We start from the raw sequence: 15,738 nt of genomic DNA, 5'->3' as shown, positions 1-15,738 counted from the left end.
GCATGACGGTTTTTCCGACAAGCAGCGTTGAATGGGCTCCCGACTCCGGACGAACTCGCATGCTAGCACCGCGGTTAACAGCATGGAGTATCTGGCGGAACTCTGCCGATAACTCCTGATACGCCGTCGCCCGACGACCGGCTTCGGCGAATGCTCCTCCGCGACGTAGGCTTGCCTGTGGCGAGAACTCCACGCGGCCGACTCGACGCCTTGATGCTGCGATCGAAAGTCTGAACGTATGGGAAAAATCTCCTCCAGCGTCGGTTTGGTCACCGGGCTGAACATCCAGGACACCGTCAAGCAATTGATGGCGGTCGCCGCGCGCCCCAAAGACATCCTGACGGCGCGCAACGAAAGCCTGAAACAAGAGCAGATCGCCTACGACACGCTCGGCTCGAAGCTGCTCAGCTTTCAGTTCACCGCCAACAAGCTCAAGACGAGCAGCGTCTACTCGACCCGCACCGCCACTTCCAGCAACGAAAGCCTGCTCAAGGTCGCCATCGCCACCGGCTCGACGCCTTCGATCGGCTCGTTCCAAATCCGCCCGGTGCAGTCCGCCTCGGCGCAGCAAGTCGTCAGTCAGGTCTTCGAAGGCGCCTCGGCCAATCTCGGCAGCGGCACGTTTTCGTTTGGCTTCGGCGGCTTCCTCGACCAGGGCATCTCGCTCGACCAGATCAACGAAGGCGCCGGCTTGCAACGCGGCAAGATCCGCATCACCGATCGCAGCGGCAGCGCCGCGGTGATCGACCTCAGCTTCGCCCGCACCGTCGACGACGTCGTCGCGGCGATCAACAACAACACCGACGTCGGCGTCAACGCCTCGGTCAGCGGCGACTCGTTCGTGCTCACCGATAGCTCCGGCGGCAGCGGTTCGCTGACCGTCGCCGAAGTCGCTGGCGGTACGACCGCCGCGAGTCTCGGCCTCGGCGGCGTGAACGTCGCCGCGAACACCGCCACCGGCGCCGACATCCTCCGGCTCCACGCGGGGACGAAGCTCTCGACGCTCAACGACGGCAACGGCGTCACCGTAAGCAAGCAAGGCATCGTCGACATTGACGTGTCGCTCTCCGACGGCTCGTCGCTCGGCATCGACCTCCACGACGCCGACACCCTCGGCAAAGTCCTCGAACAAATCAACACGGCCGGCGCCGGCAAACTGACCGCCGCCATTTCCAGCGACGGCAATCGGCTGGAACTCACCGACCTCACCTCGGGGTCGAGCGACTTCAAGGTTGAAAACGGCGTCACCGGCACCGCCGCCGACGATCTCGGCATCGCCACCACGACCAGCGGCTCCTCGATCACCGGCAAACGAGTCCTCAGCGGTCTCCGCGATTCGCTCCTCAGCAGCCTCAACGGCGGCCAGGGAGTCGGCACGCTCGGCACGCTGCAGATCACCGATCGCGCGGGAGTGACTGGCTCCGTCAATCTCGCCGGCGCCGAAACGCTTAGCGACGTCATCTCGGCCGTCAACGCCGCGTCGCCCAACGTCACCGCTTCGATCAACTCCGCGCGCAACGGTTTGGTGATCACCGACAACTCCAACGGCGGCGGCAATCTGCTCATCGCCAACGGCGACGCCACGAACACCGCCGACAAGCTCGGCCTCGCCGCGAATCAAGCCGGCGGCGCCAAAAACTCCGGCGCCCTCAAGCGCCAAACGCTGAGCGAAGCGACGCTCCTCTCCTCGCTCAACGGCGGCAAGGGGGTCGTCTTCGGCGAGGTCCGCGTCACCGACTCCAACGGCGCCGCCCGCACTGCGAACATGAAGTCGTCGGGCCTTGAGCCCAAGACCGTCGGCGACGTCATCGACTCGATCAACCAGCTCACCAACGGCGTCGAAGCCCGCATCAACGACGCCGGCGACGGCATCGTCCTCGTCGACGTCGTCGGCGGCTCGGGCACGCTCGGCGTCACCGACCTCAGCGGCGACATCGCCAAGTCGCTCAACCTCACCCGCGCCAGCACAAAACAAGACGTCAACGGCACGGAACGGCAGGTCATCGACGGCACGAACTCGCACACGATCGACCTTTCCAACCTGCAAAGCTCCAGCGCTGCGGTCCCCCTGTCGTCGCTCAACGGCGGCAAGGGCATCGGCGACGGCGACATTCGCATCACCGATTCGAACGGCAAGTCGCTGGTTCTCGACCTCAACGGCGCCGACTCCGGCATCACCACCGTCGGCCAGGTGATCGACGCGATCAACGCCAAGGCCGAGGCGACTGGCACGAAGGTCGTCGCCCGGCTCAACTCGGCGAAGACCGGCATCGAGCTCGAAGACGCCGGCACGGGCTCGGCGAAGCTCAAGGTCGAAGAGGTCGGCAACGGCACCGCCGCAAAGGACCTCAAAATCCTCGGCGAATCGACGCTCATCGGCGGGAAAAAAATCATCAATGGCGCCGGCGCCTTCACCGCCTCCACCGGCACCCAAACTGGCCTGTCGGCCCTCGCCGCGAAGATCAACGATCTCAAAGCCGGCGTCACCGCCTCGACGGTCTACGACGGCACCGGCTACCGCCTCAGCCTGTCGGTCAACGCCCCCGGCTCGGCGAACCAATTGCTGATCGACTCCGGCACCTCGGCGATGAACTTCACCGAAACCGCGAAGGCCCAAGACGCGGTCATCCTGTACGGCAACAGCAGCACCCCTGGCGGCGGCGTGCTGGTGAGTTCCCAAACCAACGTCTTCAACGGCGCCATTCCGGGCCTGAATCTCACCGTCGGCGGGGCGAGCGATACGCCGATCACCGTCGGCGTAGCGCAAACGGACGAAACGCTGCTCACTTCCGTCGACGAGTTCGTCAAAGCCTACAACTCGCTCCGCGACGACCTCGACAAGCTCACCTCGTTCGACCCGGACGCCCTCACCACCGGCCTGCTGTTCGGCACGAACGAAGCGCTGCAAATCGACACCCGGCTGTCGCGAGCGCTTACCGATCGCTACGCCGGCCTCGGCAACTTCCAGTCGCTCGAGCAAATCGGCATCAGCGTCGACGCCGACGGCCAGCTTGCCGTCAACAAAACGAAACTGAAGTCAGCGTTCGCCAACGATCCGGGCGGCGTTGAGCAATTCCTTTCAAACGCCCAATCCGGCGTCGCGATGAAGATCTCAAAAGTCGTCGACGGTTTGGCCGGCGACGAACATTCGCTCATGGCTTCCAGCAGCGAGGCGCTACAAGCGACGATCGCGTCGAACGAGTTGCGGCTCGATCAGTGGACGACCCAGCTATCTTCGCAAGAAGAACGTCTGACGAACCAGTTCTACCAACTTGAGCTCGTGATCTCGAAACTGCAGCAAAGCCAGTCCGCCCTCGCCGACCTGAAACCGCTGGCGCCCTACACCGGTGCGTAACTCCTAGCCCCGGGCTCCGCCCGGGGGTCGCGCACCACGCCGCGACGACCGGCAGCGCCATCACCGCTACCCCCCCCGGGCAGAGCCCGGGGCTAGCACGCAACGCCGACGATCAAACTACCGCCGCCCTGCCCTCCATGCCGATAAAGTAACTCGCCAGCCAAATCATCCGAGGGGGACGGAATTTTGACGTACGCCAGCGCCAACGCCCGCTATCTCGACGGTCGCGTTCTCACCGCCTCGCAGCCTGAGTTGCAACTCATGCTGCTCGATGGCGCCATTCGCTTCGGCCGGCAGGCGGAACTCCTCTGGAACGTCGCCGAGCAACGCCTCGAGTGCGACAACTTTCTCACCCGCACGAACGACATCGTCGAAGCGCTCGTGCAGGGCCTCGATATGTCTTCGGAGCTTTCGCGCCGCCTGGCCGACGAGTACGCCTTCGCCTTCCGGCAGCTCGCCCTGGCTCAGCTCAACCACGACGCCGCCCCGCTCGCTGCGGCTCTCCACCTGCTCGAATTCGAGCGCGAGACCTGGAAGCAAGCCTGCGAAAAGCTGAAGTCCGAAGCCCCTTCGACGCCGATCGCCCCGCTCGCCGGCGCCCACTACGAATCCGCCGGCCTCTCACTGCAGGGCTAATCGCAGTAGCCGCCGGTCAACGACCGGCCGGAGCGTCACAAAAATCAATGGGGAATGTGGAATGCTGAATGGCGGAAGCGCTAGGAAGCAGTCGCGTCTTCCCCCATTCCCCATTCAGCATTCCCCATTTATCTCGGCTCCGGCGACTCGTTGAGCCGCGGCTACTCGCCCCCTTCGCCGCCCCGGCCGAAATCGGTAGGATGGGCTGCTTACCCAACCCGCCAAACAGCCCGCCACTGCCGAGGTCCGTCGTGTCCGCTACCCAAGCCAAGCAGCTCATCCGCGTCGGTCATAGCCCCGATCCCGATGACGCCTTCATGTTCCACGCCTTGGCGAACGACTGCATCGACACCGGCAAATACCAATTCACGCACGAGCTGGTCGACATCGAGACCCTCAACCGTCGTGCGTTCCAGGGCGAACTTGAGCTGACCGCCGTCAGCATCCACGCCTACGCGTTCCTGCACGACAAGTACGACCTCTGCTCCTGCGGCGCGAGCATGGGCGACGGCTACGGCCCGATGGTCATCGCCAAAGAGCTTTGCACGATCGACGATCTCCGCACGCAGACGATCGCCGTCCCCGGCACGCTCACCAGCGCCTTCCTCGCCCTGCGGCTCTGCCTCGATCGGGATTTCGACCATGTGGTCGTCCCCTTCGATGAAATCATCGAGGTCGTCAACCGCGGCGAGTACAACGGCAAGAAAATCGACGCCGGCCTGATCATCCACGAAGGCCAGCTCACCTACGGCCAAAGCAACCTGAAGCTGATCGTCGACCTCGGCGTCTGGTGGATGGAACTCACCGGCCTGCCGCTCCCGCTCGGCGCCAACGCGATCCGCAAGGACCTCGGCCCCGAAGCGACGCTAGAAGTTCAGCGGCTACTGTACGAGAGCATCAAGTACGGCCTCGACCATCGCGAAGCCGCCCTTGAGCATGCCCTGCAATACGGCCGCGACCTCGACCGCAGCCAGGCCGACAAGTTCGTCGGCATGTACGTGAACGACTGGACGCTCGACTTCGGCGCCCGCGGCCGCGACGCCGTGACGCAGTTCCTGGCGATGGGCTACGAACGCGGCGTCCTGCCGAAGCTGGTCACGCCGGTGTTCGTCTAGCCCCGGGCTCCGCCCGGGGGTCGCGCACCACGCCACAACGGCCCGCAGTGCCGCGCGCATTGAATGGGGTATACTTGCGGCAACAACGCCGCAACGTACCCCAGCGAGCCCCTCCCTTTATGGGAGGGGTCTTCCGCCCCAATGCCCGCTTGGCAACAAACCCTCGACGCCATCGTCGCCGACGCGACGCCCGACCTCGTCGCCCTGCGCCGCCGCCTCCACGCGAACCCCGAACCGAGCGGCGCCGAGCTCCAAACCAGCCTCGCCCTCTACCAGGCGCTCGACCAACCCGGCCTCGCCCTCCGCATGGGCCCCGACGGCTGCGGCGTCCTCGCCGACAACCGCTCCGCCGCGCCCGGCCTGCCGCGCATCGCCTTCCGCGGCGACATCGACGCCCTCCTCATCCACGAAGCGAACGACGTCCCCTACCGCAGCACTCGCGAAGGCGTGATGCACGCTTGCGGCCACGACGCCCACGCCGCCATCGCCACGCACGTCGCCCTCGCACTTCACAAGCTCGAAGCCAGCGGCGCAGCCCCTTGGCCCCTCCGCTGGCGGGCCATCCTGCAGCCCGCCGAAGAAACCGCCGCCGGCGCGCGCAGCCTGATCGCCGCCGGCGCCCTCGACGGCGTCAGCTCGATCTTCGCCCTCCACGTCGATCCGCCCCGCCCCACCGGCGAGATCGGCCTCTGCGTTGGCCCGTTCACCGCCAACTGCAACGACGTCACGATCATCGTCCGCGGCCGCGGCGGCCATGGCGCCCGTCCGCACGAATCGCGCGACCCAATCGCCGCCGCCGCGCAGCTCGTCAGCAGCCTCTACCAGTTCATCCCCCGCACCACCGACAGCTTCGACTCGGTCGTGCTCAGCTTCGGCCGCATCGCCGGCGGGCAGAACGCTAACGTCATTCCTGAAGAGGTCGAACTTGACGGCACGCTCCGCACGCTCGACGACGCCGTCCTCGCCCAGACGATCGAGCAGATTCATCAGATCGCCCGCGGCGTCGAAGAGATCACCGCGACGCAAATCGAAGTCCGCGTCGACGGCGGCATCCCGTCGGTTCGCAACGACGCAGCCGCCAACCGCATCCTCGAAGAAGCCGCCGAAACCACCCCCGGCGTCATCGCCCGCGTCATCCCCCGCCCGAGCATGGGGGGCGAAGATTTCGCCTGCTACCTCGACCACGTCCCGGGCGCCATGTTCCGCCTCGGCATCGCCGCCGGCGACGGCGTCATACGCCCGCTCCACACGCCCACCTTCAACGTGAACGAAGCCGCCCTGCCACTTGGAGTGAAGATTCTAGCCAGAGCCGTGATCCTCGCCTGCGAACCTGCAGCCGGCGCATAAGTTGCATCAGTAGCCATTAGGGTTAAGGGTTCAGGGTTCAGCAAAAACCCTTCTCCCTCCTGAACCCTGAACCCCAACACCTGAACCCTCTGCGTATGCCCCCCATCGAGTTCACCCCCAACCGCCACCCTTCCCTCGGCATCGAGCTCGAACTCGGCCTCGTCGATCTCCAAACATCCAACCTCTCGAACTCCTTCAACCAGCTCGTCGAGCGCCTCCCCGACCGCGGCGGCAATCGCTTCAAGCCTGAGATCATTCAGTCGGTCGTCGAGATCAACACCGACGTCTGCCAATCGATCGGCGAAGCCGAACGCGATCTCCGCGGCCGGCTCGGCGTCGTCGAAGCGGCCGCCGACGCGCTCGGCCTCGGCCTCTGGTGGGGCGGCGTCCACCCCTTCGCCCGCTGCGACGAGCAACAAGTCACGCCCGACGAGCGCTACCTGAAACTCGTCGACCTGCTGCAAGTCCTCGCCCGCCGGATGATGACCTTCGGCCTGCACGTTCACGTCGGCGTCGACAGCGGCGACAAAGCGGTAATGATCTGCGACCGCATCATGCGACACCTGCCGACGCTGCTCGCCCTCTCCAGCAGCAGCCCGTTCTGGGAAGGCGAAGCGACCGGCCTTCACTCCTACCGCTCGAAGGTGATGGAAGGCCTCCCCACCGCCGGCCTCCCGCCGCTGATGCGCAACTGGAGCGAATACGTCTGGCTGGTGAACCACATGGTCGGCACCGGCTTCATCAACACGATCCGGGAACTCTGGTGGGACGTCCGCCCCCACCACAACTTCGGCACCGTCGAAATCCGCATGTGCGACATGCCGGGCAACCTCAGCGACGTGCTGTCGTTAGCCGCCCTGATGCAGTGCTTAGTGAAGGCGCTCTCCGACGAAATCGACCATGGCGCCTACCAACACGACTGCCACCCCATGCTCGTCGCGCAGAACAAGTGGCGGGCCGCCCGCTACGGCAACAAAGCGCAACTCGTCGACTCCCACACCTACACGGCCCACACGCTGCCGCAGATTGTCGACAACTTAGTCGAACGCCTATCGCCCACCGCCGAAGACCTCGGCTGCCGCGAGCATTTAGAACGCTGCCGCCAACTCGCCGCCGGCCCCAGCTGGGCCGAACGCCAACTGACGCTCGCCGCACAGAAAGGCGGACTTCCCGCCGCCGTGACCGCGCTGCTAAAACAATCGCGCACGACCTGATCGCCGCCGCACGGGGCGCTCCACTCCCCCGCCCCGCCAAACCGCTCCCCACATCACCACGCCCATTTAGCCCCGTCCGCTCGCGGCGGGCGTTCCGGCGGCGTTCTGGGTGCCACTGGCGTGTCGCCAGTGCGGAAGCGGGGACACGCTCGGCGCTTCCGAAAACGCGCGGCCAACGGCCGCGGCTTTACATCCCGACGGCCTAGAACCCTCCGCGCGCCCCATCACTTACTCACCTACTCACCGTTCCCCCGCCACTACCCAAAATACTCCGGCTCGTTCCCCGCCTTCCACTTGATATTGCATCCCAAGCTCGCCCGCTGCTCGCTTGCCGGCGCCGCTCCCGCGATCACCGCATCCAGCGCCGCACGCAAATCCTTCCCCGTCACCGGCACGCCGTTCCCCGGTCGGCTGTCATCGAGCTGCCCCCGGTAAACCAGCTTCCGATCTTGATCGAAAAGAAAAAAGTCGGGCGTGCACGCCGCGCGGTAGGACTTCGCCACCGCTTGCGTCTCATCGAATAAATACGGGAACGCGTATCCCCGCTCTTCCGCTTCCGCCACCATCCGCTCGGGCGAGTCGGCCGGGTGGGTCGCCGTATCGTTCGAGTTGATTCCCACCACCGCGACGCCGCGGCCCGTGTATTCGCTGCCGAGCCGCGCCAGCTCGTCCGCCACGTGAACCACGAACGGGCAGTGGTTGCACATGAACATCACCAAGAGGGCCGGCTTGCCCGCAAAGTCTGCCAATGCCACCTCGCGGCCATCCACATTCATCAACTTGAAGTCGGGCGCTGCCGTGCCGAGCGGCAACATCGTGCTGGGAGTCCGAGCCATCGCAATTCTCCAATCTCTTTTGATAAATCGAGCGGCCCCGCAGCGAGCGCCGAACAATGAGTATCGAACAACCCGCCCCCCTCGACAACCGCCGACGCCGCCGTCGGTCGGCAACTAGAGGAAACGCCTATCGCATCGATCGCCCGATTGTCTGAACCACGCGCGACGGCCAAGCGTCTGGATGAGAGGAAGAACAACCCGCGAATCACGCGAATCACCGCGAATAAGAAGCAAATCCCTGTCTTTCATTCGCGCCAATTCGCGTGATTCGCGGGCTCTCCCCAAACAAAGCCGTTCGTTGACATCGCCAGCCATCGCCAAGATAATCGCGGATCGGCGAAAACCGCCTGAATTGAACCACTCCCCTGGCTGATCCGTACCACCTGCCGGGGAAATAAGAGAGATCATCAAACCGAGCCGTCGCCGTCGACGGCCCACGAGGAACCGGAGGAATACCATGGGCGCGATTCAAGAAATCACCGACACCAACTTCGACAGCGAAGTGCTCAAATCGGCTCAGCCCGTGCTGGTCGACTTCTGGGCGCCCTGGTGCGGTCCGTGCCGCCAGATCGCGCCGCTGATCGAACAACTAGCCGGCGAAAACTCCGGCTCGGCCAAGGTCGTGAAGCTCAACGTCGACGACGCGCCCCACAGCGCGCAAAGCTACGGCGTCAGCAGCATCCCGACGCTGATGGTCTTCAAGGACGGCGAAGTGGTCGACCGCTTCGTGGGCGTCCAACCGAAGACCCGCCTGCAACAAGCAATCGACTCGGCCAAGGGTTAACCCGCTTAACCCCCGGTTCTTTAAACCGGGGGCGAACCGCGAACCCAACAGCGCACGCATCACCGCTCGGCCCCCGGTTTAAAGAACCGGGGGCTAAGCGTTTTTCCTGGCTTCCCGCAACGGGGCCGACTCCCTCTCCCCCACAGACACCGAAGCCATGATCCACGTCCTAGCCACCATCGAACTCGCCGACGGCGTTCGCGAGAAGTTCCTCGGCGAGTTCCACCGCATCATCAGCATCGTCCGCGACGAAGACGGCTGCATCGAATACGGCCCCGCGATCGACCTGAAGACGAGCGTTTCCACCGGCGAAGCCCGCGACAACGTCGTCACCGTCATCGAAAAATGGTCAAGCGTCCCAGCGCTCGAAGCCCACCTCAAAGCCCCGCACATGGCGAGCTACCGCGACCGCGTGAAGGACATGATCCGCGACGTGAAAATCCAGGTCTTAGCCCAGGCCTAATCAAGCCAGCAAGATCCCACCGCAACGCATCCCCCAACCTTAGCCCCCGGTTCTTAAAACCGGGGGCTTTTCGTTGCGCCACAAAACCCGCTCCGAAGCCTTCGCTCGCATTCAATACATATCCTCTTTGCGTATTCCTTAGCACCTTTGCGCCTTTGCGAGAGACATCTCCCCGCCCCCACGCCAGAGGGGTGGCCGAAAATAGCTCCTCACCACCGCCCCGCAATCGGCTAAGGTGAAGTCCATCGCGCCGCAGCGTTCCGGAAATGCTGCGCGCACAGCCCGAACTCGGCCAACAAACCTCAACGCGAACCGAACCGCTCAAACCAAAACCACAAAGCCCCCAACTTGCCATCAACTGTCGCCTGTCGCCTCGCCAATCGCATGAAAAACCACACTTAATCGACTGACACTAAACGACTTACAATATGTCGCCAAAAATCGCATCTCGACTCACAAGCGACGCCAAACGCGACACGAACCTTTATTCAACATTTGTGGGAGGGGTCTCCGACCCCGAAGCAGCGGTGAGCAGCCCAAGCCGTTAGTGGTGGCTACCAACATCGGCGTCGGAGACGCCTCCCACAAACAACTTGTTAGCGAGACGCCTTTCCGCCGCCAGCACTGCCAGCTCCCGCCGTCCCAAAAACTTCATTCCAGGCAATTCGGCCAAACTTTGCCGGCCCGCCGTGCCGATCGTTCCAGTTAGGCAATCTTTGCGGGTTGTGAGGGCGATTGCGCTCCCCACCCGCGCGGACACCGACGCCCTCATCGGGCGACCAACTTCGATCACGGCATGGCGAGCGAACGACCACACCCCAGCGACGACGAGAACCGCGAGCAGCCGCAACGCGAGATGCGGCTCGACGCTGCGCACCCGGTCCGCCGCGCGGGGGGCGAGGCTCGCCCGCGCTCCGGCGTCATGGCGATGGCCGGCGCCTCCGACGAACTCGTCATCGCCGGGCAAGCCGCTGAACAAGCATTCGACGACGCCGATCCGCAACTCGAAGTCGTCGCCGAAGTCGACGCCGACGCCCTGCCCGCTTGGCTGGGTCTCGACGACGCATCGGCCATGGACGGCGACGGACCGTTGCTCGGTTCGGCGAACATGATCGCCCAGCACGCTGCGAACCTCGCCGAGCGGCTGCAAGGCCGGCTCACCGAAGTCGATCGCCGCGAGGCTCGACTCAACTCGCAAGAAGCCGAATTCGATTCCCGCATTCGCAACGCCCGCCTCTGGATCGATCAGCGCGAAGGCGAGCTGACCGAACTGCAGGAACGGCTCGAAACTTGGGAAGCCGAACTCACCGATCGCCAAACGCTCGCCGCGGCCCAGCTCGAAGAAGCCGACGAGCTGATGCAACGGCTCAAGGAACTCAGCGAGCGCGAGAAGAAGCTCGCCGCTCAGGAGCTGGAGCTTGAACTCGGCGTCACCGAGCAACAAACCAAGCTCGACGCGCTCGACTTCGAAACTGCCGGCTGCCGCACGCGGCAGCTCGAACTCGACGACGCGCGGCAAAAGTTCGAAAAGCGGCAACGCGAACTCGATTCGCGCGAGGCGAAGCTCTACGTCGAACACGAACGCGCCTCGCACGAGCGGCTCGCCCTCGACGCACGACAAAAAGAACTCGACGCCCGCGAAACGCGCGTCATCACGCAAGAGGCGAGCCTCGCCGATTGCGAACGCCGCCTGGCCGAAACGGCCGGCGAGCTCGAATTCAAGCGAGCCGAATTGCAGCAAATGCGGGCCTCCGCCGAAGAGCGGGCCGCCAGTCTCGTCGACGACGAACGCCGCATGGAGTTCCGCCAACGCGAAATCGAAACCGCGCTCAAGCGATTCGAACGGCTCGGCATCGTCGAAGGCCGCATCGCCGAAGTGCAGCAGCAGGCCGACCAAATCGCCATGCGCAGCGGCTACCTCGACAACGCCGAGGCGATGCTCGCCGAACGGCAGCTGCAGATCAGTGAAAAGGAACGCGAGCTCGAACACGATCGCCTCGCGTTTGAGAATCAGGTTGTTCGTGAACGCCGCGCCCTGGCGTCCGCCGAGGAAGCTTCGCGCTTAGCAAGCGACGAGCAATCGCGCTCGCTCGCGCACCAGCACGCCGAACTCGACAAGCGGGAACAAGCGCTCGAACAAGTCGCCGAGCAACTCCGCGCCACGCAGCGCGAAGCCCTCGAACTGCGACTGGCCACCGAAGAAACTTGGCTGCAACTGCAAGGCGTCCTCGCCCCGTCAACGCTCGCACGCTCGGTCGCCCACGTCCGGGCGCGCTTGACGGAACAGTTCCAACTCACCAGCGACGAACTGAAGCGCCGCCGCAGCGACCTCGAAACGGCGCGGCTCGAAATCACCGAACAGTTCAACGCGCTGCAACAGCAGCGGCAAGAACTCGATCGTTGGGCCCACAATCGTGATCGCGACATCGAGAACCGAGCGTCGCTGCTCGTGGCTCGCGAGCAAGAACTCGACGCCCAACAGCGGCACTATCAGCAAGACGCCCGCCGCTGGGAGCAGGAGCGGAGCGAGTACCAGCAAGAGATTCAGCGACTGCTCGCCGAAATCCGCAACGACTTCCGCGCCGCCGCGTAGCTCACTTAGCGGCGGCCGCCCCAGAAAAACTCAACTCTGAGGTCCCCTCCCCTTGAGGGGGAGGGTTAGGGAGGGGTGAAAGCAGCGGGTACCAGGGTTCATCCCCCCTCCCCAGCCCTCCCCTCCAGGGGGAGGGAGCCAGAACATTCACGGGGCCTGAATTACCCCGTATTAATCCGATTTATTTACCATCAGCGCATAAAAAAAGGGCGAGCCTCCCGCAAGCGGAAGACTCACCCTTCGATAGTTATTAGGTAGCTTCGACTTCAGCAGCCGGTTCGGCCGCTTCCTGCGACGGCTTCGCATCCTTTTCAGAAGCTTCCGGCTTCTCGTCGGCCTTCTCTTCGGCGGCAGCGGCTTCATCAGCCGGCTTAGCAGTTTCAGTCACTTCCTTCGCCGTCTCTTCGCCCGGCATCGGGAAGTCACGCGCCTCAACCTCTTGACCTGCCGTCAGTTCGCGGGCTTCGGAGACGATCGCCATCGCTCCCTGAATCTCCTCACGGCTGAAGTACGGTTCGCGGACGTGAGTCCGTTCCGTGCCGGTCAGCTTCTGGCTCAGCTCGTCGAAACCGACGTTGCTGTTCATGTTCCAGATCGCCGCTTGAGCGGCGCCGGTCGGCAGGTCGCCGTTGGCGTAGGCCGCGATCACTTCGATGACCGCCGGATCCTTGATCACGTTCTCAATCGGCAGGATCGCGTATGGCTTGCTCGACGAAGGCTCGCGCTTGCCGTGGTCCATGCACAGCAGCGGCACATCGACGCGAACGGTCTTTTCCGGCGGAATGCTGAAGCCGCCACGGCCGCCGCCCCCGCCACGACCACCGCCGAAGCCACCCCCGCCACGACCGCCGCCGCCCCCGCCTCGTCCAGCGCCGCCGCCGACGCTTTGCATGCCGCCGCCCATCATACCGCCGCCCATGCCGCCACCCATGCCGCCGCCCATACCGCCCATCTGAGCGAGGGGAACGCCGATGAAGGCATCGGGGATTTCAACCGTCAGCGGTTGGTTTGTCTTGTTCTCCATGATGATCCGGCCGCGCTTCGAGTTCTTCGCGACGAAGCTCGCATTGACCGAGCCGCTCTTCATCGCATCGAACAGGTCGACCGACTCGGCGGCCGCAGGGCTCGGGGCCCCTTCGCCATGGGCAACGCTCAGCGGAGCCGCCACTTCGGCAGCCAAAAACAGCAAGGCAAACATCGACGCAACGGAGCGTTTCATGGCGGTCATCACAGCGTGAAAGGTAGACAGCGCCGCCGGACCGATTCGGGACCCTCCCGCGGCCTGGGGACGACCTCTCCAGCATAAACCACCGCCCCGCGGATTTCCAAGGAAAACCCCCGCCCGCGGCCCGCCGGGGGCTCGAAAATGCGGGCTGTAACCTGCCCGCAGCCGCCGATCTGCCCGAAATCGGCCCGATTGCGGGGCACCCTCGCGGCCCCCTGGCGCCATACTTATGGAAGCGATTCTTCGCCCCTTTCCGCCCTTCGCTGGCCGCCGCCAGCCTCGCCGCGTGTCGACCCCAGCAGCCACCGCCGCCCCACGCCGCCCGTGGATCGTCTCCCCCTCGTGGGACCTGTTTTATCTGGTCCTCACGCCGCTGCTAATCGTCCCCGCCGTGCTGGTCGCCGCCCGCCAGTGGCTGAGCCCCGAAGAGATCTACCTGGCCGTCATTTCGTTCGCTTCGCTCGGGCACCACCTGCCCGGGTTCATGCGAGCCTACGGCGATCGTGAACTCTTCAATCGGTTCCGCTGGCGGTTCCTGCTCGCCCCGCCGCTAATCCTCGCGCTGGCGCTCCTGTTCAGCCCACCCGCCTCGGTAGCTCAGGCGCTCCATTTGCCGTGGGTTCACCTGCATGGCCTGGAGTTGATTCTCCTCGTTTGGGGAACCTGGCATGGGCTGATGCAAACCTACGGCTTCATGCGGATCTACGACATCCGCCGCGGCGAGAACGACCGTACCGATGCGAGGCTCGACCACGCCCTCTGCCTGGTGATCTTCGCCGCCGGCGTCCTCTTCAGCGATACCCGCATGTTCGGCGTCGCGAGTGCCATGTGGCAATGCGGCCTCCCAATCTTCGGCCCGGAGGCGCTCGCCACGGTCCGCTGGATCGTCGGCGGCATCTCCGCGATCGTCCTCGCTCTCTACGCAGCCAACTTGATCGCCCGCAGCCGCCGCGGCTTGCCGATCAACTGGATTAAGCTGCTGCTCGCCGCGTCGACTGGCTGGTTCTACTGGTACTGCGGTCGCCTGTCGACGAACCTCCTCATCGGCATCGCGATGTTCGAGATCTACCACGCGGTGCAGTACAGCGCGATCGTCTGGATCTACAATCGCCGGCTGTTTGAGAAAGCGGGCGAGCGCTTCGGCCCGCTCGGGTTCATGTTCCGCGATCGGGCGACGATGCTCGGCATCTACCTCGCCGCGATCGCCGCGTACAGTTCAATCCGCTTCGTCACCGCCCACGCCGGCGACCGGATGTTCAGCGGCGATCTCGACGACGCTCGCCAGTGGCTAATCGCCGCGTTCGTCACCTCGTCGTTCCTCCACTTTTACTATGACGGGTTCATCTGGAAGGTGAGCGAGCGAAAGACGCAGGACGCGCTCGTCGACGCCGCGGCGCCGGCATTCGAGAACTTCGTGCCGGCGTTCCTCCATGCCGGCAAATGGGCCGTGCTGATCGCGATCGCCGCGATGCTCATCGGCGCCGAACGGATGTACGCCCGCGGCGAGACTCGGCAGCTGGCGATGCTAACCGCCCTCGCCCGGCTGACGCCCGACGTTCCCGAAGCCCGCAAGATTGCGCAGCAGCTAGACTATGCCAGCGCGGACGAGCAGTATCAACAAGGGCTGGCCGCTTTGGAAAAGGGCGACGCGGCCGCGGCCGTGGCCCCGCTGCGCGAAGCGATCAGGCTCGACTCGAAGCACTTCCTGGCGCACCTCCAGCTCGGCGATGCGTTGCTCGCCCTCAATCAGCCAGCCGCCGCAGTCGGAGCGTATCACCGCGCCATTCAGCTGCAGCCGGAAGTCGCCGAAGCCCGCGTCGGCCTTGCCGAAGCGCTGCTCAAGTCGGGCGAGCGCGACGCGGCTGAACAATGCCTGCGCGAAGGGCTGGAAGCGACGCCCGACTCGCCGGAGCTGAACCTCACGCTCGGCATCTTGCTTAGGCAAACGGGGCGGCAGGCTGCGGCCCAACCCTTCCTCGACCGCGCGGCTCAGCTTGGATTGAGCCCTTAGTTGCTTTTTATCGAGCATTCCTGCCGCCGCTGCGTCGTCGACGGCAAACTCCCGTTTTCTGCGGAACGCGCGCCAATAAACCATTAATATGGTGGCTACATCCACTATCTCTCTGTATGCTGGCAGTCTCGCTTAGATTCGGGCCCAACAAGCAGCCCA

Annotated in this window: 11 protein-coding genes; 9 read left to right on the top strand and 2 right to left on the bottom strand. The window is 64.6% G+C overall.

The features are described 5' to 3' along the window. Positions 1-238 precede the first annotated feature (238 nt). From fliD to PLANPX_RS06440, 5 genes are all read left to right on the top strand, one after another. Positions 239-3,355: a flagellar filament capping protein FliD gene (gene fliD, locus PLANPX_RS06460; protein ID WP_152097941.1), complete on the top strand. Its 3,117-nt coding sequence runs from the start codon at positions 239-241 to the stop codon at positions 3,353-3,355. Between the two features lie 186 nt (positions 3,356-3,541). Then, on the top strand, positions 3,542-3,991 hold the full coding sequence (gene fliS / locus PLANPX_RS06455; protein ID WP_172991908.1) for a flagellar export chaperone FliS: 450 nt from the start codon (positions 3,542-3,544) through the stop codon (positions 3,989-3,991). 251 nt (positions 3,992-4,242) lie between these two features. Beyond that, positions 4,243-5,106, top strand: a complete 864-nt coding sequence (locus PLANPX_RS06450) for a menaquinone biosynthesis family protein (protein WP_232536313.1) — start codon at positions 4,243-4,245, stop codon at positions 5,104-5,106. A 141-nt stretch (positions 5,107-5,247) separates the two neighbouring features. Next, positions 5,248-6,453 (top strand): M20 metallopeptidase family protein, encoded by a 1,206-nt coding sequence (locus tag PLANPX_RS06445; protein ID WP_172991907.1) that lies wholly within the window; start codon positions 5,248-5,250, stop codon positions 6,451-6,453. Positions 6,454-6,548: 95 nt separating this feature from the next. Continuing rightward, on the top strand, positions 6,549-7,667 hold the full coding sequence (locus tag PLANPX_RS06440; protein WP_152097937.1) for a carboxylate-amine ligase: 1,119 nt from the start codon (positions 6,549-6,551) through the stop codon (positions 7,665-7,667). A 257-nt stretch (positions 7,668-7,924) separates the two neighbouring features. Here the strand turns inward: PLANPX_RS06440 and PLANPX_RS06435 are convergent, their stop codons facing one another. Continuing rightward, positions 7,925-8,503: a thioredoxin family protein gene (locus PLANPX_RS06435; protein WP_152097936.1), complete on the bottom strand. Its 579-nt coding sequence runs from the start codon at positions 8,501-8,503 to the stop codon at positions 7,925-7,927. Positions 8,504-8,960: 457 nt separating this feature from the next. On the opposite strand from PLANPX_RS06435, the gene trxA reads away from it, so the two are divergent. From trxA to PLANPX_RS06420, 3 genes are all read left to right on the top strand, one after another. Continuing rightward, positions 8,961-9,287, top strand: coding sequence for a thioredoxin (gene trxA / locus PLANPX_RS06430; protein WP_152097935.1), 327 nt, complete (start codon positions 8,961-8,963; stop codon positions 9,285-9,287). 157 nt (positions 9,288-9,444) lie between these two features. Then, complete coding sequence (locus tag PLANPX_RS06425) at positions 9,445-9,750, top strand: putative quinol monooxygenase (protein ID WP_152097934.1); 306 nt, start codon at positions 9,445-9,447, stop codon at positions 9,748-9,750. A gap of 796 nt (positions 9,751-10,546) precedes the next feature. Further along, positions 10,547-12,343: a hypothetical protein gene (locus tag PLANPX_RS06420; RefSeq protein ID WP_152097933.1), complete on the top strand. Its 1,797-nt coding sequence runs from the start codon at positions 10,547-10,549 to the stop codon at positions 12,341-12,343. A gap of 250 nt (positions 12,344-12,593) precedes the next feature. Here the strand turns inward: PLANPX_RS06420 and PLANPX_RS27195 are convergent, their stop codons facing one another. After that, entirely contained in the window at positions 12,594-13,562 is a 969-nt protein-coding gene (locus PLANPX_RS27195) for a hypothetical protein (protein WP_172991906.1), read from the bottom strand. Between the two features lie 292 nt (positions 13,563-13,854). On the opposite strand from PLANPX_RS27195, the gene PLANPX_RS06400 reads away from it, so the two are divergent. Then, positions 13,855-15,579 (top strand): tetratricopeptide repeat protein, encoded by a 1,725-nt coding sequence (locus PLANPX_RS06400; RefSeq protein ID WP_172991905.1) that lies wholly within the window; start codon positions 13,855-13,857, stop codon positions 15,577-15,579. Positions 15,580-15,738 lie beyond the last annotated feature (159 nt).

Source organism: Lacipirellula parvula, from assembly GCF_009177095.1.
Taxonomy (GTDB): domain Bacteria; phylum Planctomycetota; class Planctomycetia; order Pirellulales; family Lacipirellulaceae; genus Lacipirellula; species Lacipirellula parvula.
This window is presented reverse-complemented; position numbering and strand designations above follow the sequence as displayed.

Excerpts from the sequence above, each read along its gene's own strand:
- fliD (WP_152097941.1), top strand. The coding sequence starts at position 239 with ATGGGAAAAATCTCCTCCAGCGTCGGTTTGGTCACCGGGCTGAACATC.
- PLANPX_RS06445 (WP_172991907.1), top strand. The coding sequence starts at position 5,248 with ATGCCCGCTTGGCAACAAACCCTCGACGCCATCGTCGCCGACGCGACG.
- PLANPX_RS06440 (WP_152097937.1), top strand. The coding sequence starts at position 6,549 with ATGCCCCCCATCGAGTTCACCCCCAACCGCCACCCTTCCCTCGGCATC.
- PLANPX_RS06435 (WP_152097936.1), bottom strand. The coding sequence starts at position 8,503 with ATGGCTCGGACTCCCAGCACGATGTTGCCGCTCGGCACGGCAGCGCCC.
- trxA (WP_152097935.1), top strand. The coding sequence starts at position 8,961 with ATGGGCGCGATTCAAGAAATCACCGACACCAACTTCGACAGCGAAGTG.
- PLANPX_RS06425 (WP_152097934.1), top strand. The coding sequence starts at position 9,445 with ATGATCCACGTCCTAGCCACCATCGAACTCGCCGACGGCGTTCGCGAG.
- PLANPX_RS06420 (WP_152097933.1), top strand. The coding sequence starts at position 10,547 with ATGGCGAGCGAACGACCACACCCCAGCGACGACGAGAACCGCGAGCAG.
- PLANPX_RS27195 (WP_172991906.1), bottom strand. The coding sequence starts at position 13,562 with ATGAAACGCTCCGTTGCGTCGATGTTTGCCTTGCTGTTTTTGGCTGCC.